Below are 25,963 nucleotides of genomic sequence, written 5' to 3' on the forward strand. Positions count from 1 at the left end.
ATCACCTGCTCCGCATGAACACGGAGCCCTATGAATCAGTGATTAGCCCGCTTGGGAATCCTGAATGTCGATCGGCCCTAGAAGATCGTATCGCTCATATCTCAAATGATGCGGGTCGGAACTGCGCATGTCCGTAAGCGGGCCTCAATTCCCAGCAAGGGGTTTTGCGTCAGGCTCAGATGTTCGATCCCGCCGACATGCGGCCTCTGTCGGCTGTGTCGGCGGGATATTCGCGCCGAGACGCGGCGCGGCGTTTCGGTGTGGGCCCGCGTTGCGCGGTGAAGCTGTTGCAACGCGTTCGGCAGGACGGGATCGGCGGCTTCGGCGCGGTGATCCCGGCTCGGCAGGGGCGGCCATCTGGCGCGGGCAAGGTCGAGCCGCGCAGGGCCGCGCTGATCCGATGGGGGCGGCGGACATCAACATGTCCGGGCTTGCACCGAAGCGCGAAGCGGAAGCCGGGATATGCGTGCGCCCCGCGCCGCTCTCCCGCGCGCTGCCTGTTGCCGGCTGCCGATATAAGAATAGTTCTGGCGTCTGCTATGGCGTGGGCAATGTCACAGCAGCCGTCGGCGTATCGGCTTGGGTGGGCGCTGGGCCTGTTCGAGTATCGAATTGGAAAATAGGTTGAACAGCCGGTCCGCCAGCATGTCCGCGCTTTCGCCATAATCTTCCCAGCGATGGATCGCGTCGATCGCCGCGCAGCGGAGATCCGGCGTCAATTTCACTCGACCGTTCGGGATTTGCCTGTCCATCCTGATCGCTTTCGACCGTTTCGCTGGTGCGCGTGCTTGCGGCGATAGGATTAGGTCAGGGTGGAGAGATCCTCCATCGCCGGTAATCCCGTGGGTAAGCCTGCTTCCGGGGATCGGGGAGCCGATGTCGCTTCGCCCCGGCCTGCGGAAATCCGTCAGCGGAATGCCGGCTGGGTGCCGGGTCGCCTCCTCTTCCGTCCCATCTTCTCCGCGAGCGCGATCAGGCCGCGGCGGACATGGCGTCGTGCCGGATTTTCGATCAGGTGGAAGGAGAGCGCCGAGACGGCGATGACGGCCAGCAGGATGAGCGAGACCAGCAGCGGATAGGGCAGGGCCTGCGCCGCGCCCGTGCCGGCGATCCAGTAGAGCAGCGGCATATGGAGCAGATAGATCGAGAAGCTGTACGCCCCGATCAGTCGCATCGCCCGATTTTCGAGCAGCCAGCCTGCGAGCGGATTGCGGAAGCTGAAGGCCAGGATCAGCAGCCCGCAGGCAAGCACCTTCCGCAGGTCTCCATAATAAAGGACATGTTTGGGATCGTTCACCAGTTCGGGATAGAGAAAGTCCGAGAGGAATTGGGGCGGCGACACCAGGCCGATCAGGAACAGCAGGGCCGCCGCCTGGAGGAGCGCTATGACCGGCGCACCCAGCCGGGAGCCGATCCGGGCGCGCAACAGCGCGACGCCGATTCCGGTGAGGAAGATATGCATCTTCGAAAAAACGGAGAAGCCCGGCGTGGCGGGACTCAACATGTAGATCAGCATCGAGCATCCGGCCACGAGCAGCAGCGGCAGCATATTGGCGGAGCGGGACCGCGCGGCGAAGGCGAGCCAGATCGGCAGGAACAGGAAGTAAAATTGGAATTCCGGGCCGGTCGACCAGAATATCGGCTGCACGCTGGTGAAGCTGAGCAGGCGTATGAGCTCGCCCCAGCCGACAGGATAGGCGAAGCCGGGATCGACGAACCGGCAGATCAGGAAAGAGGCCAGGGCGACCAGCAGATAGAGCGGCGCGATCCGCGCCACCCGCGCGGCGATATATCGGACGACCTCGTCGCGCTCGAAGGCGCGATGGAGATAGAGATGCCCCATCAGAAAGCCGCTGAGCACGAAGAAGATCATCACCCCATAATCGCCGATGCGATGATGGGTGAGGGCGTGGATGCCGAATTCGCCGAAATGCGAGCTCAGGACGAGCAGCGCCGCAACGCCCCGCAGCCCATCCAGTGCGAAGATATGCGCGCGATCGATCGCGCCACCGTCCCTCATATCGTTGCCTCCCGTGCCGGATCAGGTTCGAAGGATTTGGCCATGCGGTTCGCGCGGGCGTAGAAATAGCCATAGAAGGCCCACATCACCGCGACCGTCTTGATCGACAGGATCGAATAGCTGATCGGCAGGCAGAGCGTGATGAAGACCGCGATGCCATGTTTCGCCATCCGCCCGCCTCCTTCCTCGCCGGTGCTGGTGAGCGTGAGCATCAGCCAGACGGCCAGCGCGGCGATCAGTGACTGGGTCTGTATGAAATAGGCCCAGCCCGCATCGGCGAACGCGTTTTCGACGATGCCGACGCCGAGCAGATTGGCGAGATCGATGGTGAGGAGCGCATCCATCCCGACCCGGAGCCGGCCCGGCATCGTATCGCCACCGGCCGGGAGAAAGCCGAACTGCATGGCGATCAGCAGCAGCAGGAACAGGCCCGGCAGGTAGAATGCGCTCGCCCAGCCCGGAATCTTTCGTGCCAGCGGCAGATAGGCGAGCAGGACGAGATTCACCGACAGGGCGAGGCGGCCGTCGCAGATGACGAGCAGGGCGGCATTGGACAGGATCAGGAAGATCCGCGCAGCATGCGACAGGCGCGACCAGAAGGCGGCGATGAAGACCGCGATGACGATCGTCCAGTTGCCGAGCGAGACGGGTTCCAGGAAGAGCGAGGAGCCGCGGTGAAGGCCGAAGCCGTCGAGCAGCATGCGCCCCTTCGGCCGTTCCGAGCTGAGGAACAGATCGCCGCCCGCCCAGAACGCATCCTGATCGAAGCCGCGCGTGTTCACATAATAGCTGATGACCTTGAACGTCGCGCCGAAGCCGGCCGGGCTTGCGAGTTCCCAGATGCCGACGAGCAGAAGCAGCGATTGCAGCGCGATGACGAGCCGGACGAGCGTCGATCCGCGCAGCCTTGTGCCCAGGCAGATGAAGGCCGGAATGATGAGGATATCGCCGAAATTCTTGAGCGACAGCTCCGCGCGGACGGCGGAGATCGCGACCAGCAGCATCGTGAGGCCCCAGGTGAGGGCGATCCAGCGATAGGGTGGATCGTCCCGCTGGAGCGCGCCCAGTGCCAGAGCCGCGATCACGATGAGCCCCTGGATGGCGACGACCATGCCGCCGGCAACGGCGAATATCTGCGCGTTGACGAGCGCCAGCAGGGGATTGAACAGCACCGTCATTCCCAGCAGTGCGGCGAAGAGCAGCTGCCGGAGGTCGAACGACGAGCTGCCGGGCGTAGCCGAGACCCGATCGGCAATGGGCGTGGTGCGCGGCCAGGCGCCGGCGGCGAGCGATGCGACCCGCTCAGCCAAGGGCGATCTCCACCAGCCGCTCCGCCACCTCTGACCAATCGGGGACGGGCAGGGGGCGGGGATCTGCGGCGAGCGCGCCTTCGAAGGCGGCGATGATGCTGTCCCGGTCATCCGGCGCATAGCCGAAGCGCAGCGCATGATCGCCCGCCGCGAAGGCCGGGCAGACGGCGGGAAGCCCCAGCGCGCCGAACTGGAGCAGCTTCAGGCTCGAATCGACCAGATATTCCGTGCCGGGACCGGGACGATAGGGCGCGACGCCGATATCGGCATGCTGGAGATAGGGAAGCGTTTGCGCGAACGGCATTTCCGCATGAAGGTGGACGTTGGATGGAAAGGTGCCGCCCGGCGTGCCGATCAGGTGGAAGTCGAGCCGGGGGAAATGTTCGGCGGCGGTCGCGATGATCTGCGCGTCGAACAGCATCGAGCCCGCAGTGACGACATTGCCCGAGCGTCGATAGGGATTGGGCGAGGAAGCGGAGAGGCGGCGCCTGTCCACGCCATGGGACAGGAAGACGGCGCGATCGTGGAAGGCCGCGAAATGCGGCAGCATCGGCCGTGCCACCGCGACGATCAGGTCGATCATCGCCGCGTCGCGCTCGAGCACTTTCTGGACATGGGGATGGACGCCTACCGTCGGCAGGAGATCCGCCGCCCGATAGACTATGCGGGCGCGCGGCGCGATCCGGCGCAGGCGGGCCAGGAACATGGGAGCCGTGCCGGATTCCACGAAGATGATGCTCGCCTGGCGCGCGGCATCGTCCAGCGCGCGGCAGCTCAGCCGCGACCAGAGATCATAGACCGGGCCCAGCCGCTGGCGGATGAAGCGCGGCCCGACGTCCACGGCATGCCAGGGACTGCGCCAGAGGAAGCTGTTGACGCCATCGACCGTTTCCCAGCGATTGGCGCGATCCTCGAGGAAGAGCCGGCTGTCGCCGCGCTTGCGCGAAAGCCGGCTGAAACCGATCGACAGGAAATCGACATGATGCCCCTGCGCCGCGAGCGCTTCCGCGATGAAATGCACGCTTGCGCGGCGTTTCGTCCGATAATCATGGCGCGAGAGGATGAGGATGCGCTGCGCGGCGGAGCCCGGCTTCCCGACCGGCCGGGCGAACATCCCGTGCGGATGGGCGGCATGATTCACATGGTTCACGTGCATCGGGCCACGACCTCGTCATAATAATCTTCCAGCGCATCCATTCGGGCGCGGATGTCGAATTTGGCGCGGACATGGGCGATGCCGGCGGCCGCCATGGCCTCGGCCCTGTCAGGCTGGGAGAGCAGGCTGGCGATCGCCTGCGCGAGGCTGCCGCTGTCGCGGCTGCGCGCGGTCAGGCCCGAAATGCCGGGCAGGATCGCTTCGTGCATCGGCCCTTCATCGAACGTCACCGGCACCATGCCCAGCGCCTGCGCTTCGAGCAGGACGATGCCGAGCCCTTCCGCATCGCCGGACTTTGCGCGAACGCTCGGCATGGCGAGCACGCGATGCTGGCGCATCTGGCGGAATACTTCGGCGCGGGGCCGCGCGCCCAGGAAGGTGGCGTCGATGCCGAGCCGGCGCGCTTGCTCCTCGAGCTCGCCGCGCAGCGGGCCGTCTCCGAGGATCGTCAGCCGTTCGCCCCGCAGCGGCTCCGGCAATCGGGCCCAGGCATCGAGAAGGTAGCGCGTGCCCTTTTTCTCGACGAGCCGACCGACCGAAAGCACGCCGCGCCGGTCGGCGGAGGGCGGCGGCGGATCGATCGCGCGCGTGTCGATGCCGAGGCGGATCACGCGGAGCTTCGACTGCGGAAATCCGTTTTCGATCAGGCGTTCGCGAATATAGTCGGAAACGCAGATGAAGCCTGCCGCCCAACGCGCGAGCAACGGCTTCATCAGCAGATAGAGGCGGCCGTCCCATCGGCGCAGATGTTCGCGCCCCCGCACCGTCGCATCATATCCATGCGCGGTGACCACGAGCGGCAGGCGATGCCGCCGCGCGAGCATGGCGACATTCGCGCCGTCGGAAAGGAAATGGGCATGGAGCAGTGCGAAACTACCCTGCGGCAGCGTCTCGGCAACGGACGGATTGTGGCCGAAAAGCTTGCTGCCGAGCCGCGATATCGCCCCGTCACCGGGGCGGTGAAGCCGATGCAAGGGGTAGTTTGGCAGATTAATTCCGCCTGGGATATGATGTTCCGTCAGAATTGAAGGATCATAACGTCGCAGATACTGAACATGATCGGCGATGAAAGTTTCGGATTGGGGCAGGAAGCCACGGCGATAGATAAGGATGTTCATCTTTTTTTCTCCTCATCGCTGTTTCCGAACAAGATGACTGACTTCGCCTTCTCGTCACTTTCCTTGATGTTGCACCGCAGCGTGGGGGGCCATAAAAAAGAGATCAGGCGAGCCGTCTACGGGTCGCCCGGCGGTCCGTATTTTTCCCGGAGGACCAATGGTCGCAATCTCCATCGTCATCCCCGCCTACAATGCCGAAGAATCGCTCGAGCGGGCGGTTGCTTCGGCCCAGGCGCAGACCATCCAGGATTTCGAAATCATCATCGTCGATGATGCCTCCAGCGACGGGACCGTCGCCCTGGCGCAGCGCCTGGCGGCGGCCGACCGACGCATCCGCGTGCTGCGCAACGAAGCGAATAGCGGACCTTCGATCACCCGCAATCGCGGCTTCGCCGCCGCCTCCGGTGAGTGGATCGCAATATTGGATTCCGACGATGCCTATGTGCCCGATCGCCTCGAGCGGCTGATGTCGCTGGGCCGCGAGCGGAATGCCGATATCGTCGCCGACAATCTCGCGCTCTACGACTGGGCCGCGGGCAAGATCGTCGGCGACGCGCTCTCCCGTCCGCGGCCGGGAGAGGTGCGGACGGTCGACACGCGCCATTTCCTGGCCAATTGCATCACCGGCCAGTCGCCCTTCGATTATGGCCAGCTGAAGGCGATGCTCCGGCGCGATTTCGTGGAGCGGCACGGCCTGCGCTACCCGGACAAGCTGCGCCATGGCGAGGATTTCATCCTCTATGCCGAAGCGCTGCTCGCCGGTGCCAATTTCGTGCTGACGGGCAGTTCCTACTATCTTTTCACCCAGCGCGTCGGATCGGTTTCCGCCGAATCCTCGCGCATGTCGCGCACCATCGCCAATTTCGATGCGATGCGCGCCTATACGATCGCATTGGGGAACCATCCCGCCGTGATGCGCGATCCGGCGCTGGCTGCGCTGCTGCATCGGCGGGCGGAAGCCATCGTCTGGCACCAGAGCTGGGTGAAGGTCTATCCCGCGGTTCGCGCCCGGAACCTGTTCGGCATAATGAGCGCGATATTGCGCGACTGGCGGGTGGCGCCGATGCTGGCGCGCGCCGTCTATCGGCGCTTCGTCCCGGCCCGGGAGGCGTAGGGCGCGCGCTGCCGGCATCGGCGCATTCACCCTGGCCGCATCGTCTGCGCGAGGGCGGCCGTCCGTGACAGCCGATCGCGCAGTTCGTCGATGCGGGCACCGAGAATGGCATTGTCGCTGAGATAGCCGGTGCGGGACGCCTGCGCCCGGAGCATGACGGCCGTGCGATCGACCCTACGTTGATCGAGCCGCTGCACCTGCCGCTGGACGATCGACAGGCGCATCGCTTGATCGGGCAGCTTGTGCAGAAGATGCTTCAGCCGGGGGCGCGCATGCCGCCACCAGCGCCGCGATTGAAGCGCCATCATGCGACGGAAATGCGCGACGGCGGCCTCGCGGGTGGGAGGACGCACCGAGAAGCCCTGTCCGTAAAATGGCTGGACCGCATTGGCATAGGCGCCGAGCACGGTCGGCGCGGGCAGCGCCACCGGCTCATAGGGCACGCCGAGCGAGAGGGACCAGTCCAGCCATTTGAAGCTGTTGATGCGGCTGGACGACATCAAGGGTATCCAGGGGACGCGCAGCGTATCGGCGATGATCGCGGCATGCATCGAATCCGCCAGGACCAGCCGGGCGGAACGCAGGCGCGCGATAACCTCGCGGCTGTCGCCGCGCGGGTCGAGCAGCTCCACGCCGGCGCGATACGCGGCCTCCGCCCAGCCGCCGTCCAGCAATGCCTCATAATGGGGGACGAAGACGACGCCGTGCCGCCTGGCCTCGGGCAGCGGCGCGAATTCGGGAAGGGTGGAGAGGAGCAGCGCGCCATCGGCGACCGCGGCACTTTCCGGCTGCTCCAGCGCCAGCGCCGTCAGCGGCCCGCGGAGCGCCATGACGTTCCAGCGCGGACTATCGAAATCGGCCGGCCGGGGACTATAGCCGATGCCGCTGGTGAAGACGATGATATGGCGCGCCGGCGGCATGCTATTGCCCAGGATCGTGCCGATCCCGCTGAAGAGAATGTCGCTCTGCTCGTTCCATTGTCCCGGCAGTAGCGCCTGCCACAGCCAGCCGTTCAGATCGTCGCCGAAATTGCCCTGGGCCGCCTTGTAATAGAAAAGCTTCATGCCGTTTCTCCCAGACGCGCCCGATTTCGCCGTGCCGAAAGTTTTGCCGAGATGAGCGATGCCCAGCGCGAGGGCAGTTGCAGCCAGATTCCCTCGTCCAGCAGGGCGAGCGAGCGCGCCGTTTCCGGATCGAGCGCGGATCTGAGGCCCGCCGGATGCATCATGATGCCGGCGATCTCGGTGCGTGCGGCTTTCTGCCGTGCCTGGCACATGTCGCGCGTGCGGCGATCGATGCCCGGCTCGGCCGCCATCAGCGCATTGGCCTTCACCATCGAGGCGAGGCGGCGCAGATTTTTGGAGGACAGGCGATCATGCGCGCCGCGATAGAGATTGACGCCTTCGCCGCGCTGTCCGTTCACCGCGGTGGAAAAGCAGATCCGCCGCGACCGTTGCGCCATCCGGACCCACATCAGCCAATCCTCGCCGGCATATCTCAGCCGGGTGTCGAAGCGGAGATCGCGAAAGCAGGGCCAGCGGAATACGATCGTCGAGGTCTGACAGAGATATTCGCGCGCCATGCAATGCGTGACTTCCGCAGGATCGAACATGAAGGCATCCGGCCTGCCGTCCAGCGCCGCAAAGATGGACGGGCCATCGATGCGCGTGAAGGTGTCGAGGCCGGCGAACAGCGTGGAAGGGGGCATATCCGAATCGCAGAAATAGAAGTCACGATCCTCGCCCAGCATCGCCAATGCGGTGGCGAGATGATCGGGCGCCCAGCGATCGTCCGAATCGATGAAGGCGACGAAGGCGGCATCGGGCGGAACATTGTCGAGCCCGGTGTTGCGGGCGGCGCCGGGACCCCGATTAGGCTGGGTGATGATCCTGAGCGAATGCGGCGGATCGATCATGATCTCCTCGAGATCCACCGATGGCGGCACGGGCGAACCGTCGTCGATCACGATCATGTCGAGTTCCGTCGCGTCGGGCAGCCTCTGTCCGGCGATCGAGGCCAGGCACCCCGACAGGATGCCGGCTTCCCGCTGAAAATAAGGAATGATCACGGCAATCCTAACGGCATTCATCCTGTTTCCTCCGTCATTCACCAGATCGGGGCAGATGCTGCGATGCGAAACGCTTGTCGGCGAACATTTTTCGCCTTTTAGGAAAGGCGGCAAGGGAGTGATGCTGCAGTGCAAATAAGCTTTCGTTCGCGCGTAAAGTCCGGCCTGATCTGGTCGATGGTCGAAAGCTGGTGCACGCAGCTTCTCCAGTTCGTCGTGTTCATGATCCTGGCGCATCATCTCGATGCGCGCGCTCTGGGGCTGGTGGCGGTGGCGCTGCTCGTCGGACAGCTCTTCCAGGGCACGTTGCTGGCGGGAATAAGCACGCCGCTGGTCCGGGCTTCGGAGAATGATCAGCAGCTCGACGATACGGGATTCGTTCTGGCGGCCGCATCGGGCGTGGCGATGGTGCTGCTCGTCTCGCTGCTCGCGCGCTGGATCGAGCAGCTCTATGCGATGCCGGGCCTGTCCTGGGTGCTGATCGCACTCACCGCGGCGAACCTGCTGACGAGCCTCAATATCGTTCATCAGGCCTGGCTGACCCGCAATTTCCAGATGCGGCCACTTGCGCTGCGCTCGGCGGTGGCAACGGCCGCGGGCGGCGGCGTCGGCATCGTCATGGCCATACGAGGCCATGGCGTGACGGCGCTGGTGGCGCAGAATATCGTGGCCGCGCTTGCCGGCACGGCAATACTGTGGCTGTCCAGCCCGTGGCGGCCAAGCTGGCAATTCTCGCGGGAAAAGGCGCGGTATATCCTGCGTTATGGCAAACATCTCAGCCTCACCGGCATTACGAATTTCTTCAACACGAGTTCCGATGTCCTCGTCGTCGGCTATGTGCTGGGGCCGGCCGCGACCGGCATCTACACCGTCGGCAAGCGGACGTTGCTCGCGTCCAACATGCTGTTGTCCAACGCTCTTTCGCGCATATCCCTGCCCATCTTCTCGCAGTTGCGCAAAGATCCCGAACGGATGGCCCGCGCCTTCTTGCGGCTCGTTTCGGCTACGTCCGTGGTCACGCTGCCGGCCTTTGTCGGGCTTGCTTTGGTGGCGCCCGAATTCATTCGCATCTTTTTCGGCGATAATTGGGGGCAGGCGGTGGGCGTCATGCAGGCGCTCAGCCTGTTCGGCGCGCTCCAGGCGCTCGGCCTGTTCAACCAGGCCGTCGCGCTCGCGATGGACAAGCCGCAATGGCAGACGGCGCTGACGCTCCTCTATGCGATCGTGAATGTGCTGACCTTCTTCACGGCGGCGCAATATGGCGTGATCGCCGTCGCCATCGCCTTCACGCTGCGCGCCTATCTGCTCTATCCGCTGTCCGTGCTGATGGTGGTGAAGCTGACGCCGGTCCGCTGGATCGATTATCTGAAGGCGGTCGGCATCCCGGCGGGCGGCGCATTCGCCATGGCCGCCATCACGCTGCTCGTGCGCCAGCAGCTGGACGGCCTCGCGCCGCTGCCGATGATGATCGCGACCGTCATCGTGGGCGCGGCGAGCTATGCCATGCTGATGCTGCTGTTCGGGCGATCGCGGCTGGCGGACATGCGCGTGATGCTCTTCTCGCGGGAGAAGCCGGCCGCCTGACCTGAGGATCGGTCGGGATCCTTTCATGCCGATCCCCGGCTGCTCCGCTCGTCCCGCACGTCGAGGCTTTCGGCGAGGGCCATGCCGGCCACTCCCTGACGCGCCACCGCGAGCAGGAAGGCGAGATTGCCGGTCAGGTAGCGCCGCGCCATGCGCCGCGGCTCCAGCAGCAGCCGATAGGCCCATTCCATGCGCATCGCGCGGATCCATTCCGGCGCGCGCTTTACCGCTCCGGCCGTGAAATCGAGCAGCGCGCCGACGCACATCACGACGCTGCCGATGGTTTCGAGATGGTTCGCGGCCCAGATCTCCTGGCGCGGATGGCCCATGCCGACAAGCACCAGATCGGGCGCGGCGGCGCGGATCCGCCGGGCGACGGCGCCATCCTCCTGCGTGTCGAAGAAGCCATGCTGCGTGCCGACGATCCGCACATTGGGATAGCAGCGCGCGAACACGTCCGCCGCGCGCTCGGCGATTCCGGGGGGGCTGCCGACCAGAAAGACGCGCAGCGTGCCTTCCACCTTCTCGAAGAGCGCGGGGATCAGATCCGTGCCGTTGAGATTGGCCGGGAACTTGCGGCCGTAGAGCCAGGCGCTCGCAATATCGAGGCCGAAGCCGTCGTTCAGCACCATGGCCCTGCGCAGCGCATCGACCAGGCGCCTATCGGCGCGCGCGCTGTTCACCGTATGCGCATTGCAGAAGGCGACCATCAGCGGTTCGCGCCGATCGAGGCCCCGCCTGATACGCGACAGGGCGCTGTCCTGGCTGTGGACCTCGACCTCCACCGGCCCGATCCGCCGTACATCCGTGCCCAGCGTCCGACGATATATTTTCTCGATATTGCTTGCGGCGGCGCTCCAGGCGAATGGCCGCACGACCGCCGCGGGATCGATCCGCGTTCGCCCTTCATCCTGGAACTGCCGCAATTCGCGCAGGAAGGGCGGGAGGCTTCGATCGGGATCGCGAAAATCAGCGAGCGTTCCGAAGCCCAGCCTTTCCTGCGTACGGCGGAAGGCCGGTATGTCGCTGAGCACAGGATAGAGACCCGCGGCGACCGCCTCGACCGCAGCCAGGCCGAAACCTTCATAGGAGGAGGCCGAGGCATAGACATTGCTGCGCGCGATGAGGCGCGCGAGCTGCGCGTCGTCGGGTGTCTCATGGAGTTCGATGGCGGAGGCCGTTCCGGTCTGCTCCACCAGCTGCCTTATCTCGCCGAAGGAGAGGCCCATCGGCTTGCCCGCGATGATGAGGCGCCAGCCAGGCTCCCTCTCGCGAAGGCGGGAGAACCATCGGATGAGCGTCAATATCTCCTTATTGGGCGCGATCCGGCCGAAATAGATCATCGTCCGGCCGGTCGGCGCGCCGAGCCCGGCGAATTTTTCCGTGTCCACGCCATTTTCGATCGCCACGACCTTGCCGCTGCAGATCGGCTCGAACATGTCCCGGTCCTGCAGGCTGGAGGCGATGACGCCGCGGAAGCCCTTCAGCGACATGCGCGTGACGCTCTGGAAATAGATGCTCTTCAGCGAGCGGGCGAAGCCGGTGTGGAAGAAGCCGCCATGCGTCGAAAGGATCAGGGGCTTGCGATGAAGAAGCCGGGTCAGCGACAGGAAATCGACGAAAAAGTCGACGCCATGGACGTGGACGACATCGCTGGGCGCGATATGCCGCAGGATCGATGGCGCGACGGGATAGCGCTTCGACCCGAAAAAGGGGATGCGGACAACGTCCACGCCCTCCAGCCTTTCTCGCTCCGACAGAAGTTTGCCGTCACCGTTGAAGATGCGGTTGAGCGTGATGACGCGGACATCATGCCCCGCGCGTCGCTGCTGCTGCGCGAGGGAGGCAAGGAAATTCTCCAGGCCGCCAACGCCTGGCGCATATTGGCGACAGATGTGGGCGATCTGCATATGAGCGCTGCCTCCTTAAGCCATGACCAGCACTTGCCCTGCCGCATGGAGTCGCAGGGGTGCCTGGATTTGGAATTTTAAAATCGCGCACAGGATGCGCGGAAATTTAGTAATTATCTTATCGGGGCGAAATATCCGCCAAAGCGAGGCCTGTGGCGACTTATTGTCGTCTTTTGAGTCTAGTCTATGATTATCGATCCAAGAATTATCGTTCCGCTGGACGATATGCTGCAGGCGAGCTTCTTCATGTCGTCCAGGGAAGAGCGGTCCTGACGCACGGCGATCAGGGCGGCATCGGCACCATCGAAGCTGATCATGCTTCCATTGCTCTGACTGGCATCGATCAGCAGGACGTCGAACCCCTCCGAAAGCAGCCGCAAGCGAACGAAAAGCCGCTTGCTGTCGAACAGTTCGGTCGTGTTGGGCACGGCGGGCCCCGCCGTGATGAGCGAGAGCCCGCGGACGGCGCTGGGCTGGATCATGCCGCGATGATCGCCATCCACCGAAAGCATGGACGAAACGCCGCTCCGGTTGGAAAGGCGGAAGAGGTTATGCTGCACCGGCTGATCGATGTTGGTATCGACCAGAAGGGTGCGATATCCAGCCTGGGCACAGGCCACGCCGAGATTGGCGCTCAATATCGCCGTCTCCGCCGCCGCATCCACTCCGACGAGCGCGATGCTCTTCGGCAGGGATCCGTCCGCGCGGCGGCTTGCGGAGATCATCGCGCGCAGCGACCGCGCTTCGCGCGACAGCGGATCCGACGGATTGAATGCGGCGACCACCAGCGGATCGACGCTGCCATCGCCCGCGGGAAGGACCTGGAAGCGCTGCTGCTGCTCCAGCGCGCGCCGCACCCGTTCGAGGTTGGTGAAGCCCAGGCTGATCGCAGCCTGGCCGAACAGCTCGCCATTGCTCTGGGCCTGCCGGGCGAGCACTGCTGCGACCTGGCTTTCGTTGAGCGCGCCCATTTCCAGAAGGATCGCGCCTATTTTCGGCCGCCCGGTTCCATAGCGGATTTCCGCCGCGGCAAAGCCGGTAGCGACGTCGCTTTCGCTGGACCGCAATCTCATCGCGACGTCCCTCCTTCCAGCAAGGGCATGATTCCGGAACGGCTGAAGCTGATCCGGCTGAGCACGGGCACGCCGCTGATCTGCTCGACGCCGCTCCGGGTGCGGACGCGGGGCCGCAGCCATTCGAGCAATATCACCGCTGAAATGGCGAGCATGACGCCGAACACGATCGCCATGAACAGCCGCAGCGGAATATTCGGGCTGGCGGGCATCAGCGGTATGGCGGCCTTGTCGAGCTGCCGGACGTTCGTTCGCGGAAGCGAGCTCTGCAGCCGCATCGTGCTGAGCCTTTCCGTGACGGAATCATAGGCGGCGCGTGCCGATGTGACGTCGCGTTCCAGCACCTCCAGCTTGCTGCGGTCGGCGGCGAGGCCGAGCATGCGTGCGCGCTGCGCGTTCAGGAGGCTGCGGATCTGGGCCTCGCGCGAGGATGCGGCCGTGCTCGCGACGTGCAGAGAGTTCGAGGTCGTTCCGATTTCGCTGGCCAGTTTCGAGCGCAGCTCGGCGAGTTCCGCGGTCGCGGCCTGCATTTCGGGATGGTTGGGGCCGAATTCGGTGCGCATCTGGCTGAGCTGGGCGGACTTGGCGGCGATCTGGGAACGCAGCCCCTGCACGACGCCGCTGGATTGAACATCCGTCGATTGCGCGGCGCTGGAGGAGGCGCGCGCCCGCGCCTCCGCCGAGATCGCCTCCGCGCCGGAAAGCTGCGAGGAGAGCTCGCCGAGCCGCGTGCTTTCGGCGTCGATCGATCCGGTCGAAATTATGCCGCGTTCACGCTGGAAATCCGCAAGCGCCTGCTGTGCGCCCTCCAGCTTGTTCCGTACCTCCCGGGTGCGTTCCTCGAACCATTTCGTATAGGCTTTGGCCGGGTCCGTGCTCATCATGAGCCGCGTATTGACGTAATTGGCGGCGAAGGAGTTTGCGAGCCTGGCCGCTTCTTCCGGATCCTGCGACTTGTAATTGACCTGGACGACGTTGGTCGCACGATCGACGACCACCTCCAGATTGCCGAGCAATCCGCGCCCCAGCCAGCCCTCCACGGTGCCCGTGCCGCCGGTTGCGGAACGCCAGTTGGCGACGACACCCGGCTTTTGGGCGAGCTTCTGTTCGGCAGCGACTTCGCCCGCCAGCGCTTCGCTGCGGATGATGTCCGCCTCCGTGCCGAGCGCCGTGGCCGCCGTGGCCGTCGTCGCCGCCGGCGCCTCGACCGGATTGGGCGCGCGATCGTCGAACAGCAGGGATGCCGTCGCCACATAGCTGCGCGGCGTCATCGCGATCCAGACGATCGTCAGGCCGAGGACCATCAGGAGGATGGCGAACTGCAATTTCCATCGGACGCGCAAGGCGCGCAGCATATCCGATATGATCATGCGACGGCGCCTCCCATCCGGGGCCCTTGATGCGGTCGCGACAGGGCAAGCGGGCGCGTCGCTTCGGGGCGGGATTGCAGCGCGGCATCCGCTTCCGCCAGCAGCACCAGCAGGAATTGAGGCGCGATGCTGTCCTTGAACGTCAGCCGTCCTTCCTCGCCTCCATCGGGCATCAGGGCATCGGCGAGCAGATGAAGCGCATCGCCGGCAGCCTCGCCAGCCTGCCGTTCGAGCCGAGCGATGTCGATGGCATCCTCCTGCGCCGCCATGCGCGCCACGGCGGCAAGCGCATCGCGGACGGGCTGGTCCGCGCGGACGAGCCGAATGAAGAGGCTGTGATCCTCTTCATTCAGCCGCGCCCAATTGTCGGTCGCGTCCAATATGCCCGCGATCGCTATCGTCGCGTCGACGCCTTGGGCATCGCTTTTGACCGCTTTCAGGCCGGCATAGTTGCAGAACAGGCGGATATGATAGGGCGATCCGCAGGACAGGCTGGAAATCAGGCTACGGCTGTCTTCATCGAAGGCAAGGCCGCAGCTCTGTGCGCCCTGGTCGATCAGCGTCCGCACATCCTCCGCAGCGATCCGCCCGATCGGGATGGCGGAAAGATGCCGCCGTAGCGAGGGATGGCAGCTTATGACGTCCGTCACGCTGCGGGCGATGCCGACGATGGCGAGCTGAACCGGAACCAGCGCGTCCGACAGCAGCTTCATGAAGGTCGCGACCTCGGACTGCACGGCCCTGTTGGTGACGCGATCGAACTCGTCGAGGATGAGGATCAGCTGGCAATCGTGCAGGCGCGAGAGCAGCTGAACCAGGGCGCGGGGGCCGAAATCCTCCTCGAGCGCGGCGACCTCGTCTTGAAACGCCTGTTCCTCGCCCATCGGCACGCAGCTCGGCGGGATGAATTTGAGATAGGGCCTGAGAAGCTCGGCAAAGCTCGATCGCTCTTCGCAGGCCATATAGACCATCACGGCGCCGCACTGGTCCGCATAGTCCGAAAAGACCCGCACCAGCGACGTCTTGCCGGATCCACGCGCACCGTGGATCACGGCATGATGATCGCGATCGAGGACGGCATCGAACAGCAGCTCGAGCTTGTCGTCGCGGCCATGGAGATCCTTGCGCCGATCGACCGGCCGCGTTGCGTTGAACGCGCTGAGCACGGCGCTCCGGCGCGGATCTGCGGCCGTGCCGGGCTTGGGCAGGGGAGGGGGAATGGCGGTTCCATTTTGCCCCGCGGCAGAAACGGGCGGCATGGCGGGGCTCTCGCGAACCGAAGACTCTCCGTGCCATTGCGGAATGCGAACCGGATCGGGCCGGTCGCCTTCCAGCCATCGAAACATTTGTCCAAATATTTCCGGAATCCGCGCCAATGATCGCTCCTCGGAAAACATATGTACGTAGTTTCCGACTGTTATGCCGAAATGCACAAGCATTTGGCGGCGGAGTGGTGCCAAGGCGCGATCAAAATAACTTCTCATTGACGCGCAGCACGTCGTTTGCCTGTACTTCGCTTTCCAGATCCACCCGCTTGATCTTCTTTCCTTCTCGATAGAGCGTTACCTTATGTTCGGTTCCGCCCAGAGTCGGGCCGCCGGCCTGCGCCAGCGCCTGGCGGAGCGTCATCTTCGATCGGATCGCGAAATTGCCCGGCGATTTCACCTGGCCATAGACGAAGAACTGCCTGGCGGGCGGAACGAACAGCGTATCGCCCGGCCGGAGGGCCAGGCCGCTGCCGCCGTCGCCCGACAGATCGGCCAGGGGAATGGTCCGTTCCGCCTCGCCCTGACGGCGGAGGAGGACATAGTCCGCCCCGTCGGCGCGCACGCCGCCGGCACGCGCAACCATCATCGCCACATTTTGCGGCCGATCGAGGGGGTAGACGCCGGGGCTCTGCAGATTGCCGAAGATCGTCACGGCATTGCTGATGAAGCTGGTGACTTCGACATTCACCACGGGATTGACCAGATAGCCGCCCGCTTCCAGCTTCTGGCCGATCGCGCTCGCCAATTGGCTGGGAGTCTGATCGATCGCCTTGATCGCGCCGATATAGGGAAGGATGACGGTGCCATCCTCCTTGATCCGGGTCTTCACGTCGAGCGGTTGCCGTCCGAATAGGGAGACCTGGATCTCGTCATTGATGCCGAGCATGTAGCCGACGGGTCCCGCCGATGCGGGCGCTTGCGTAGCGGCCATGGCCGATTGCACCATCAGGCCGGGCATCGCCAGCGCCGCCGCAAGCCGCATGAGAGCCTTCATCCTTCATTCTCCTTGTACGTCAAAGGCGTGCGTCAAAAGCGTGTCCCCGCCGACAGCGTCACGGTGGTCGCCGAATAAGCGTAGAAATCATTGTCGGCGCTGCGCTTCTCATGGCTGGCATTGAGGCCGATGCGCAGCGCGTCGCGCAGCGTGAACTGATAGCCTGCGGAGAAAGTGGTCGTGCGATCCTTCAGCCTCGGGATCGGCAGCAGCATATTATTCTCGCCGCGGAAGCGGCGGCCCGAGCGCGACGCGGCGAGGGTCAGTGCGCTGCGGGCGGAAAGCTGCATCTTGGTGGAGAGGCGGTAATCCGTCTGCACGATATAGGATGCGCCGAAATTGCTTTGGCTTCTCGCGCTGCGCTCGACGCCCACCGTCGTGGTGAAGCGCGGCGTGGGCGACACCGCGATCTCGCCTTCCCATCCCAGGCCGGAAAAGTCCTCCACCTCCTTCCGGTGCGGCTTCACGCTGAGATAGCTGAGCCCGATGCGGGATTTGACCCGGGGTGCGACCGCGCGATTGAAGACGACGCCATATTGATAGACGTCGGTGCCGTCGTCGATGCCCGTTGTCTCGAGCAGGCCTGGCCGGGCGAAGCGCTGATAGCTCGCCGATAGCTGGATATCGCCTAGGCTGGGCTTCGCATAGCCCAGCGCGCCGCGGATGGTCTCCGTGCGAAGATCGTAGCGCCTTCGCGAATCCGCGCTGTTGCTGGCCCGGAGAAGGCCGCCTGTCACGCTGGGATAGAAGCCCGAGGGGCGCGGGCAGGCGAGCGTCAGCTGATAGTCCTGCGTGGTCTGCATATTGCCGACGGGCACGCCGAGCTCGGAGAGTTCGGTCTGGGCGATCTCCAGCCTGGCGCGGGGGGCGGCAGTGCAGCGGCCGCCGAGAAGAATATTGGCATTGGCGACGCCGTTCACGCGCGCCCGGTCCAGAAATTTGAACCGCCGGTGGAAGTCGTAGCCGGCATCGCCCGATATGGCCAGGCTGTGGAGCCCGATCTGGCGGCGGAGCTGGAAGCTGATGCCGGGCGTGATGCGCGTGTCGTCACGCCTGCCCGACAGGCGCTGCTCGTTCAATCGCAGCATATTGCTGTCATATTGCAGGCGGAGCGCAGGCGTCACCGACAGCCGGTCCGGCTCCGCTTGTTCCTGTGCAGCTGCGGGCCATGCGCAGGAAAGCAGCAGCATGGACGCGATGGCAAAGCCTGCCCGGCGGCGAGAAACGGGGGTCAATGGCCGCTGCTCCTGCTCGGGATATAGCGCTGCAGCACCGTCATCTGCGGCTTCGGCTGGCCACCGGACGGCTGGACGCTCTTGGGATATTTGCCCCACCAGGCCCCGCCCGCCCAATAGGCCCATCCCATCCAGGCGTCGGGACTGGCCCTGATATGGTCGAGCACGCGCGCCAGCATGCGCAGGCATTGATCGTTCGGGCCGACGCCGAATTCTCCCAGCAGGGCGCGATTGCCGGTCTTGCGCAGCCAGGCGGTGGCGGGGGCGACCCGCTTCTCGGCCGTCCGCCCGTCGACGCAATCCGGATCGGTGCCGGTGCCGCCGGCATCGAAATATTGATGCATTTCGAAGAGGAAATTATGTCCCGGATCGCGGAAACCGGCAAAGGCCGCCGCGTTCGATCCCGCGCCGCCGGACGTCCAGCTTGCCGCGCCCGTCCAATTGGTGCCGGGCACCAGGATGAGGTTCCTCGCACCGCTCCGGCGAATGGCGGACACGCTCCGGTCAACCATCTTGCGCCAGCGCCGTGCGGCGATCGCATGGGGCTCGTTCATCAGGCCGAAGGCGATCCGGGGCTGGCCGCGATAGCGTTGGGCGAGCTTCGCCCAGACGTCCGCCAGCATCGCGTCGCCGCGCGGCGTGCGATCGAGCGGGGCGGCCCGATATCTGCCGTAATTATGGATATCGAGGATGATGATCCGGAAATCCTTCAACTCCCCTATCGTCCGGTCCAGCCGCGCCATTTCCCTGTCGGCGAGGGGCGCGAACGGCGCGGGCTGGATGCGTTCCCAAAGGATCGGAACGCGGACGATCTGCATGCCCGCGGCCAGGAAGGGAGCCGCGACCTTGCGGTCCGGATAGATATAGTCCTTCGCGTAAATCCCCGGCTTGCGCGCAGAATTAAATTCACCACCCGCCAGATTTATTCCCGCAATGACGGGATGTTCCGGGCTTATGGAGGCCGAAGCCGCCGTTGTCGGAGCTATGAGGGCAAGTCCAATTGCTGCAATATTGGTCTTGCGTGACGCGGATGTCAGGACATCCCTTGAAAACATGCCATAAGGCGCCAATTGGCAAAGTCTGGGAATAGGGCCATGTCGCACGGCATTAAGTCGCATTACATGCCCATGAGATTGTACCATAAATCCTTTCCTGTTGCGGCGCGTTGGGCCTATCAGGGAAAAGCCGGCGTCACTGGAGCGATGGAGGTTCGAGCCTTGGGCGATCAGCGCGACATTTTTTCGGTGGCGAACATCATCGAGCCCCTGGATGTCCAGCAGGCGCCGGTGGCGACCTCTTTCGGCATTGTGGGCGTCATCCTCGAACGCGGCGTCGTCACGGATGTCGGCCTGGTCGATGCCGCCAAGCCGCGTGCCGATGCCAATCCGTTGCGGCGGCTCGTCTATGAGCGGCCTTCCGGTGCCGAGATCGCGATCGAGGTGCCGGCCGAGATGAATGTGGTGCCGGGAGCCACCATCGACGTCCAGTCCGTGACCATGCCCTCCGGCACGGTCGTCGCGGTCGCCGCGCGCGACAGCCATGATGGTCCCTGGATAGGATTGCGCGATAGCGGCGGATTGATGCCGCTCTCGCGCTTCGAGCGGGGATATGTCGTCGGCGTGGCGGGGCTCGGCATGATCATGCTCGCCCAGACGATCGGGGCGCTTCCCAAAATGTCGCTTGCCGTCTCGATGACGGGTTGGTGCGCGGTTGCCGCGGGTGCGTCGCTCATCCTGTGGCTCGGCCTGCGGCGTCGTGTCGATCGCAAGGCGCTGCAGCGGCTGCTCGCGCTGCCGGATGCCGGGGATGTCGACCGGATCGGCGCCGCAGCGGAAGGGCGGGACGGCGGCGAGAAGTCGGTCGTCGCGCCAGCGGCGATGACAGCCTGACCTCCTAGCCATCGAGCAGCCCCTCCGCCCCGCAACGGGCGGCGAGCCGCCATGGCCGGACGTGCGCGAACTTGCGCCGCATCCTCTCCCTGGACTGGAAGGTCGTCGCCAAGCCTCCTCCATCTTGATCGAACGCCAGCGCTGCGCGCCGAGCAGGATTGCCGCGGAGCGATAGGGCTGCTGCGGTGCGAAATGGACCATGTCGGCCGGGTCATATCACCCTGCCTGAACTGGCCGTTTATGCCGCGAATCCAACAATATATGTTGATAGAATAACAGCGGCATTTGACTATTCGTGTCGATTGTGCGGCAGAGCGATTGTTGTTCCACGTCCGCAACATCGGTGAATATTTCAATATTCATGCGATGTGCAAGATTGTTAACCGTTTCTATTCGGTAACATTATGCTCGCCTGGTCCATGGCTTTCCAATATGCTTCTATCCCGAAACGGGAGGTGCATGTGGTCGGTGCTTCGAGCGCGGTCCCGACCTATGATGAGGAGCAGAATGTCGCTCCGCTTTATCGCGCCATCGGGACCGCGCGGCAGGCAGGGGGAGGTCCGGCGATCCAGGCCTCGTTCAAGACGCAACTATGCTGCTAGAACGCATTATTGTGCAGCAATACCCGGGATGTCGCGAAGACGATCTTGATGTCGCGCCAGAGCGTCCAGCCCGACAGATAATCCAGATCCGCCTGAACGCGATTGGTCAGATCGTCCGCGCATGCCGTCGCCCCGCGGAATCCGCGTATCTGCGCCAGCCCGGTCAGGCCGGGCTTGGCCGCATGCCGACCCCAATAGCGCTGGTCCACCTCCCAGAAGAGTGCATCGCCCGCCGTCGAGGCCAAGGCGTGGGGGCGGGGGCCGACGATGCTCATATCGCCCTTCAGCACGTTGAGAAGCTGCGGCAGTTCATCGATGCTGGTCGCGCGCAATATCCGCCCGATCCGGGTGACCCTGCGATCGTTGCGCGCGGTCGATATGCGGCCTTCCGCATCCAGGCTTTCCGAACGCATCGTGCGGAACTTGTAGATGGGGAATATCCGGTTTCCTTCGCCGATCCGCTTCTGCATGAAGAAGACCGGGCCGCCATCCTCGAGCTTGATCAATATGGCGACGATCGCCCAGACGACGGCCAGCAGCGGCAGGCACCACAGGATCGCGCAGAGATCGAACGTCCGTTTGATGAAGCGCTCGCGTGCGCGCAGCGGGCCCCGGCCGACTATCGCGGTCGGCGCGCCATCGAACTGCTCCACGCCCAGGATGCCGAGCTGCTCCAGCTCGGGCATCAGCAGCTCGGTATCGATGTTCGCGCCCTTGAGCGCATTTGCCCAAGCCTCGCGCCGTGCCGGAGGACAGGAGACGATGATGCGATCGGCATTGCGGGCGAGCTGACCCAGCCTGTCCAGCGTGAAGGGGTCGTCGAGCCGGGGCTGCAGCCCCGCGGCGAGCGTGTCCACGACCTTCTCGCCCCGCCCGGCGGCCCGGGACGTGCCGTCGCACAGGATAAGCTTGTTGGTCGGGCCATCCGGCATGATGCGCGACGCCAGTCGGTCGAGCATGCTCCGCCCGGCGATCAGCAGCAGGGACGAGGCGAGCGTGCCCGAACTGACGATGAAGCGGGAAATCTCATCCCCGACCTGGAAGTAGAAGGCGATGCCGAAGACCAGAAATATCGCAGTTGCGAACGCGGTGAGCGCGCGCTTGATGCTGCGCGATGCGCTGTCCAGAATCTCGAAGCCATAGGCCCGGAGATTGAGCGCGGTCAGCAGGAAGACGGGGATGATGACCCCGATCAGGTTCCAGGTGACGGAATGGAACGGACTATGGTGGCGAACCAGGGAGGCGAGCATGAAGCCACTGCTGATGCTCACTATGTCGAAGGTCGCTGCTATGGCGTATAGCTGAATCCGTAGCCGCGATTTCGGGCGCTGGAAGATGCGATCATAGGATGGGTCGATCGTAAGACCCATGCGTGTCAGCATGATGTTCATGGATTCCTGGCCTCATTGCTGCCCTATTCCACAGCAGAGATATTAGGCCAAAACCATCCCGGATGACAGCGAATATGGTGCGATGCACAATCACTATTTGCCTGTTCGTCGTGAGATTTTGCCAGCCCGTCGACATGTCTTCACGATAGCGCAAATTGACTTCCCGGGCGCATGTCGGTCGGCCGCGGCGCACATCATGTGTCGGGGCAGGCGGGCATCGGCATATCAGGGAATAGGGGGCGCTGCTTCCGAGCGGAGCGCCGGCCTCGGGCCTAAAGTCGGCTGATCGCCGTGAAGATCATGGTCCAGAGCAGCAGCGCGGCGACGATCATGGCGATCAGCTTGCGTCGGCGAGGCCAATGGTCTGCGCTTGCGGGGCCGAGCGGGAAATAGGGCGATGACGCTTGGGCTCGATGCCCGGCCCGCGGCTCGGATATCGGCCTGCCGATCGGAAAAGGCGCCCATCTGGCGGAGCCGGCCTTCAGGGCGTCGGCTACCGTGCGAATGTCGAGCGGCATCGCGAAGCGCGCGTCTATGCGCCGATCCCGTCGCCGGATGATGCGGGCATCGATGGGATCCCGATCGGGCAGCTTGAGCCAGACCTGCTGGTCGACCGGGAGCGTGCTGTTCACTTCGGCCGAGAAGCCGTTGACGGAAAGATCATGCAGGACGATGTCCAGTCGATGATGCGAAGCCATCCGGATATCGCCATCCGGACGCGGCTTCTGGCGGACATGCGGGCGGTCGTGCTGCGCGCCCTGCAGGAAAAGTTTGGCTGTAATTGCCATCCTGGCTCTCCTTTATGGATGCCATACTGCCTCTCCTTTATGGAAAATAAGTCTATCAGGCATGGAATTGCTTTCAACGGGAATTCCGTATCTCTCCAGCCATTCGCCACGTTGATCGAACGTCCTGTGGCAGATCCGGCTGACCGATGGCCTTCGCACGGACTGCGCCGCAAGAGGTCGTGACTCAGGTCGCCGCCCAGGCGGAAAGGCGACGATCGCCCATGCCCGACATCCATGTCTGACACCCATGTCCGACAAGGGCCGAGATGCATTTCGCTGATCGATGGCGACCATGCGCCGGGATTGCTATGCTGGCGGCTTGATCGCGGGGGTGAGATGCCTGGTTCGTTGTTTGAACATTATTCCGATGCCGATGTCGTCGACCTGATCCATGACTATCCGCTGGCCTGGGTGAGTGCCGGCGATGGCGATGCGCGTCATGCCTCGCTCCTGCCACTTCTTGTCGAGCAGGATGGCGATCGGAGGGTGGCGCGGCTTCTCGGCCATATGGCGCGCAGCAATCCGCTATACGCCACGCTCACTGCCAATCCCCGCGCGCTCATCCTGTTCCAGGGGCCGCAGGGCTATGTCTCGCCGGGCCTCGTTTCCGACCGAAGCTGGGTGCCGACCTGGAATTTCGCGCAGCTCCGCATCGAGGCAGAGGTCCGTTTCGAGCCGGAAGGCGGCGATGCGGCATTGGCCGCGCTCGTCGAGGCGATGGAGGCAGGACGGCCGGAGCCCTGGCATGTCGAGGAAAGCGGTGCGCGCTATCGCGGCATGGAGCGTGCCATAATCGCCTTCCGTGCCGAGGTGCGCGTAGTGCGTGGCCGCTTCAAGCTGGGCCAGGACGAGCGGCCCGAGATTCTGGCCGAGATCCTCCGCAATCATCCCGATCCTGCGCTGACGGCCTGGATGCGTCGCTTCAATCCGGGCCGCTGTCCGTCCGAAGCGAGCGCAGCATAGCTGATAGTTGCGCAGCGCATCGAAAGAGCGTTGGGGCAGGGCGGTGAACATGCGCGGGCTGCTCTGGCCGCTATTCCATGCACATCCACCGTTTCAAGCCGTCGTCCTGCTGTCGACCGAACCCGCGGCAGATCACCCTATCCTCATGGCATATTGATGCTCATAGGATCAGCCTTCGTGCCCAAGATGGCACGGAGGTCCGACGCTAGCGCATCGACGCGGACCGGATCCGAGTCCCACGCGAACATGAAGCGAGCGCCGCCGCCAATGAATGTATAGAAACGCCATCCGCGCTGTCTCAGCGCCTGAAGGCTTTGCTCCGGCGCGCGAATGAACACCGAATTAGCATCGACCGGGAACATGAGTTCACAGCCCCGCAACCCTGACACCTGATCAGCCAGGCGCCGGGCACATGCATTCGCATGCGCGGCATTGCGGAGCCAGGCGCCGCTTGACAGCATCTCCACCCAAGGCGCTGCCAGAAAGCGCATTTTGGATGCCAGCTGCCCTGCCTGCTTGCAGCGATAGTCGAAACCCTCGGCGAGCGAATTGTCAAAGTACAGGACCGCTTCGCCGACGGCCATGCCGTTCTTGGTGCCGCCGAAGCAGAGGACATCCACGCCCGCCTTCCAGCTTATATCCGCAGGTTCGCAGCCGAGCGCCGCGCAGGCATTGGCAAAGCGTGCGCCGTCCATATGCAGTCGCAGGCCAAGATCGCGGCACGTCGCCGAAAGCGCCTGAATTTCGTCTATGGAATAGACTTGCCCGGTTTCCGTCGGCTGCGTGATCGTCACGGCCCGCGGCTTGGGGAAATGGATGTCGGAACGGCTGGCCGCAAGCGTGCGCACCGCTTCCGCCGTCAGCTTCCCGCTCTTGGTCGCAGCCACGAGCAGCTTTGATCCGTTCGAGAAGAATTCGGGTGCGCCGCATTCATCGGTCTCGACATGTGCGGTCGATGAGCAAATCACGCTGTGATAGGATTGGCAGAGCGAGGCCAGAGCCAGCGAGTTCGCCGCTGTGCCATTGAATGCGAAAAAGACATCGCAGTTCGTTCGGAACAGCTCGCGGAAGGCGTCGGAGGCCCGTGCCGTCCAGCCATCCTCGCCATAAGCGGGCACATGCCCGACGTTCGCGGCCGCCATTGCCGCCCATGCCTCCGGGCAGATGCCTGCATAATTGTCGCTTGCGAACTGCTGAGTGCTGTTAGGCATCTTGCTGTCGATTGCTCCCGAACATTTGGCATCCGTTGCGACGCCACCGCCCGGAGGAGCAGCCGTCCGCACGCTATTCCTGAGAGAGCGGCGCATTACGGCGTCCGCGGTCTCAGCTTTCCCATTCGACATTGCCGCACACGCCGATCGCCTGGCCCGAAACATGCCGTGCTGCGGGGCTCGCCAGGAAGACCGCCATTGCCGCGATTTCATCCATGCCTATCATCGAACGCATCGAGACATAACGAAGGAAGGTTTCGCGCGCCTGGTCTGGGGAGAGACTATTGTCACGCCCGAACCGCTCGATCAGGGCATTGCCGCGCGGATTGTCGACGACACCGGGAAGGATCGCGTTGCAGCGGATGTTCCATGGGCCGAGTTCGCGGGCGGCATTGGCGTTGAGCGCGATAAGCCCCGCCTTGGACGCCACATAGGGGCTGCGTTCGGGCAAGCCGGTACGCGCCGAACTGGTCGAGATATTGAGGATGCAGCCCGAACGCTGCGCCTTCATGAACGGAATGACGCGCTTCATGCAGTAGAAGGGCCCGCCCAGATTGACGCGGATGCAATCGTCCCACGCATCCTCCGCGACATTCTCGAGCAGCGCGCGCGGCCCGCCAACGCCCGCATTGTTCACGAGCACGTCGAAGCCGCCAAGCCAGGCTGCCGCATCCTCGAACAGCCTGTCCAAACTCTGCGGGGATCCCACATCCGCAAGCGTGCCGCGCAGCAGCGGCTGTTCCTGAAGCGTCTGTTCCAGCAGGGCCGCGTCGATATCGCAAATGTGGACGCGGCTGCCGGCCGCGACGAAAGCCTCGGCGATCGCACGCCCGATCGACGACGCTCCGGCCGTCACGAGAATGCGCAATCCTTCCACGCTCGCTACCTTGAGCTCCATT

Annotated in this window: 22 protein-coding genes; 4 read left to right on the top strand and 18 right to left on the bottom strand. The window is 64.2% G+C overall.

Annotation, left to right across the window (positions count from 1 at the left end; genetic code table 11):
• Positions 1-554 precede the first annotated feature (554 nt).
• The 5 genes from CLG96_RS18700 to CLG96_RS07650 form a co-directional block, all read right to left on the bottom strand.
• Complete coding sequence (locus CLG96_RS18700) at positions 555-725, bottom strand: hypothetical protein (protein ID WP_165799587.1); 171 nt, start codon at positions 723-725, stop codon at positions 555-557.
• A gap of 182 nt (positions 726-907) precedes the next feature.
• Positions 908-2,020 (bottom strand): acyltransferase family protein, encoded by a 1,113-nt coding sequence (locus CLG96_RS07635; protein ID WP_243395684.1) that lies wholly within the window; start codon positions 2,018-2,020, stop codon positions 908-910.
• Positions 2,017-3,330: a polysaccharide biosynthesis protein GumE gene (locus CLG96_RS07640; RefSeq protein WP_243395685.1), complete on the bottom strand. Its 1,314-nt coding sequence runs from the start codon at positions 3,328-3,330 to the stop codon at positions 2,017-2,019. Before CLG96_RS07640 ends, CLG96_RS07635 begins: the two co-directional genes overlap by 4 nt.
• Positions 3,323-4,486 (bottom strand): GumK N-terminal domain-containing glycosyltransferase, encoded by a 1,164-nt coding sequence (locus CLG96_RS07645; protein ID WP_243395686.1) that lies wholly within the window; start codon positions 4,484-4,486, stop codon positions 3,323-3,325. The genes CLG96_RS07640 and CLG96_RS07645 overlap by 8 nt, the downstream gene beginning before the upstream one ends.
• The gene (locus tag CLG96_RS07650) at positions 4,477-5,604 is read right to left on the bottom strand and encodes a glycosyltransferase (RefSeq protein WP_107967300.1); all 1,128 of its coding nucleotides are present in this window, start codon (positions 5,602-5,604) and stop codon (positions 4,477-4,479) included. The genes CLG96_RS07645 and CLG96_RS07650 overlap by 10 nt, the downstream gene beginning before the upstream one ends.
• A 157-nt stretch (positions 5,605-5,761) precedes the next feature.
• Between CLG96_RS07650 and CLG96_RS07655 the strand changes: the two genes are divergently transcribed.
• Entirely contained in the window at positions 5,762-6,718 is a 957-nt protein-coding gene (locus CLG96_RS07655; RefSeq protein WP_107967301.1) for a glycosyltransferase family 2 protein, read from the top strand.
• A 26-nt stretch (positions 6,719-6,744) separates the two neighbouring features.
• On the opposite strand, the gene CLG96_RS07660 is transcribed toward CLG96_RS07655, so the two are convergent.
• Both CLG96_RS07660 and CLG96_RS07665 read right to left on the bottom strand, forming a co-directional pair.
• Positions 6,745-7,782 carry a polysaccharide pyruvyl transferase family protein gene (locus CLG96_RS07660; protein WP_107967302.1) on the bottom strand — a complete coding sequence of 346 codons (1,038 nt, stop codon included), beginning with the start codon at positions 7,780-7,782 and terminating at the stop codon, positions 6,745-6,747.
• Positions 7,779-8,807 carry a glycosyltransferase family 2 protein gene (locus CLG96_RS07665; RefSeq protein WP_165799588.1) on the bottom strand — a complete coding sequence of 343 codons (1,029 nt, stop codon included), beginning with the start codon at positions 8,805-8,807 and terminating at the stop codon, positions 7,779-7,781. The genes CLG96_RS07660 and CLG96_RS07665 overlap by 4 nt, the downstream gene beginning before the upstream one ends.
• 108 nt (positions 8,808-8,915) lie before the next feature.
• Between CLG96_RS07665 and CLG96_RS07670 the strand changes: the two genes are divergently transcribed.
• Positions 8,916-10,370: a lipopolysaccharide biosynthesis protein gene (locus tag CLG96_RS07670; protein ID WP_243395687.1), complete on the top strand. Its 1,455-nt coding sequence runs from the start codon at positions 8,916-8,918 to the stop codon at positions 10,368-10,370.
• Between the two features lie 23 nt (positions 10,371-10,393).
• Here the strand turns inward: CLG96_RS07670 and CLG96_RS07675 are convergent, their stop codons facing one another.
• The 7 genes from CLG96_RS07675 to CLG96_RS07705 all read right to left on the bottom strand — a co-directional run bounded on the left by CLG96_RS07675 (position 10,394) and on the right by CLG96_RS07705 (position 19,275).
• Positions 10,394-12,280, bottom strand: a complete 1,887-nt coding sequence (locus CLG96_RS07675) for a WecB/TagA/CpsF family glycosyltransferase (RefSeq protein ID WP_107967303.1) — start codon at positions 12,278-12,280, stop codon at positions 10,394-10,396.
• A 179-nt stretch (positions 12,281-12,459) separates the two neighbouring features.
• The gene (locus tag CLG96_RS07680) at positions 12,460-13,353 is read right to left on the bottom strand and encodes a P-loop NTPase family protein (RefSeq protein WP_133175376.1); all 894 of its coding nucleotides are present in this window, start codon (positions 13,351-13,353) and stop codon (positions 12,460-12,462) included.
• Positions 13,350-14,723 carry a GNVR domain-containing protein gene (locus CLG96_RS07685; RefSeq protein WP_107967305.1) on the bottom strand — a complete coding sequence of 458 codons (1,374 nt, stop codon included), beginning with the start codon at positions 14,721-14,723 and terminating at the stop codon, positions 13,350-13,352. The genes CLG96_RS07680 and CLG96_RS07685 overlap by 4 nt, the downstream gene beginning before the upstream one ends.
• Complete coding sequence (locus CLG96_RS07690) at positions 14,720-15,982, bottom strand: ATP-binding protein (protein ID WP_165799589.1); 1,263 nt, start codon at positions 15,980-15,982, stop codon at positions 14,720-14,722. Before CLG96_RS07690 ends, CLG96_RS07685 begins: the two co-directional genes overlap by 4 nt.
• Before the next feature lie 208 nt (positions 15,983-16,190).
• Positions 16,191-16,985: an SLBB domain-containing protein gene (locus CLG96_RS07695; protein WP_107967307.1), complete on the bottom strand. Its 795-nt coding sequence runs from the start codon at positions 16,983-16,985 to the stop codon at positions 16,191-16,193.
• 32 nt (positions 16,986-17,017) lie between these two features.
• A complete protein-coding gene (locus CLG96_RS07700; RefSeq protein WP_165799590.1) occupies positions 17,018-18,220 on the bottom strand; it encodes a porin family protein in 1,203 nt (400 codons plus the stop codon).
• Complete coding sequence (locus CLG96_RS07705) at positions 18,217-19,275, bottom strand: glycoside hydrolase family 5 protein (RefSeq protein ID WP_107967399.1); 1,059 nt, start codon at positions 19,273-19,275, stop codon at positions 18,217-18,219. Before CLG96_RS07705 ends, CLG96_RS07700 begins: the two co-directional genes overlap by 4 nt.
• Before the next feature lie 162 nt (positions 19,276-19,437).
• On the opposite strand from CLG96_RS07705, the gene CLG96_RS07710 reads away from it, so the two are divergent.
• Positions 19,438-20,109 (top strand): hypothetical protein, encoded by a 672-nt coding sequence (locus CLG96_RS07710; RefSeq protein WP_133175377.1) that lies wholly within the window; start codon positions 19,438-19,440, stop codon positions 20,107-20,109.
• Between the two features lie 598 nt (positions 20,110-20,707).
• Here the strand turns inward: CLG96_RS07710 and CLG96_RS19160 are convergent.
• A complete protein-coding gene (locus tag CLG96_RS19160) occupies positions 20,708-22,102 on the bottom strand; it encodes a sugar transferase (RefSeq protein WP_107967311.1) in 1,395 nt (464 codons plus the stop codon).
• A gap of 272 nt (positions 22,103-22,374) precedes the next feature.
• A complete protein-coding gene (locus tag CLG96_RS07725) occupies positions 22,375-22,890 on the bottom strand; it encodes a hypothetical protein (protein WP_107967312.1) in 516 nt (171 codons plus the stop codon).
• Between the two features lie 336 nt (positions 22,891-23,226).
• On the opposite strand from CLG96_RS07725, the gene CLG96_RS07730 reads away from it, so the two are divergent.
• A complete protein-coding gene (locus CLG96_RS07730) occupies positions 23,227-23,853 on the top strand; it encodes an FMN-binding negative transcriptional regulator (RefSeq protein ID WP_107967313.1) in 627 nt (208 codons plus the stop codon).
• 143 nt (positions 23,854-23,996) lie between these two features.
• Here CLG96_RS07730 and CLG96_RS07735 read toward each other — a convergent pair whose 3' ends face one another.
• Positions 23,997-25,064 (bottom strand): threonine aldolase family protein, encoded by a 1,068-nt coding sequence (locus tag CLG96_RS07735; RefSeq protein ID WP_107967314.1) that lies wholly within the window; start codon positions 25,062-25,064, stop codon positions 23,997-23,999.
• 112 nt (positions 25,065-25,176) lie between these two features.
• Positions 25,177-25,962 carry an SDR family oxidoreductase gene (locus CLG96_RS07740; RefSeq protein ID WP_107967315.1) on the bottom strand — a complete coding sequence of 262 codons (786 nt, stop codon included), beginning with the start codon at positions 25,960-25,962 and terminating at the stop codon, positions 25,177-25,179.
• Position 25,963: the final 1 nt, after the last annotated feature.

It is taken from the genome of Sphingomonas oleivorans (assembly GCF_003050615.1).
Lineage (GTDB): Bacteria > Pseudomonadota > Alphaproteobacteria > Sphingomonadales > Sphingomonadaceae > Sphingomonas_H > Sphingomonas_H oleivorans.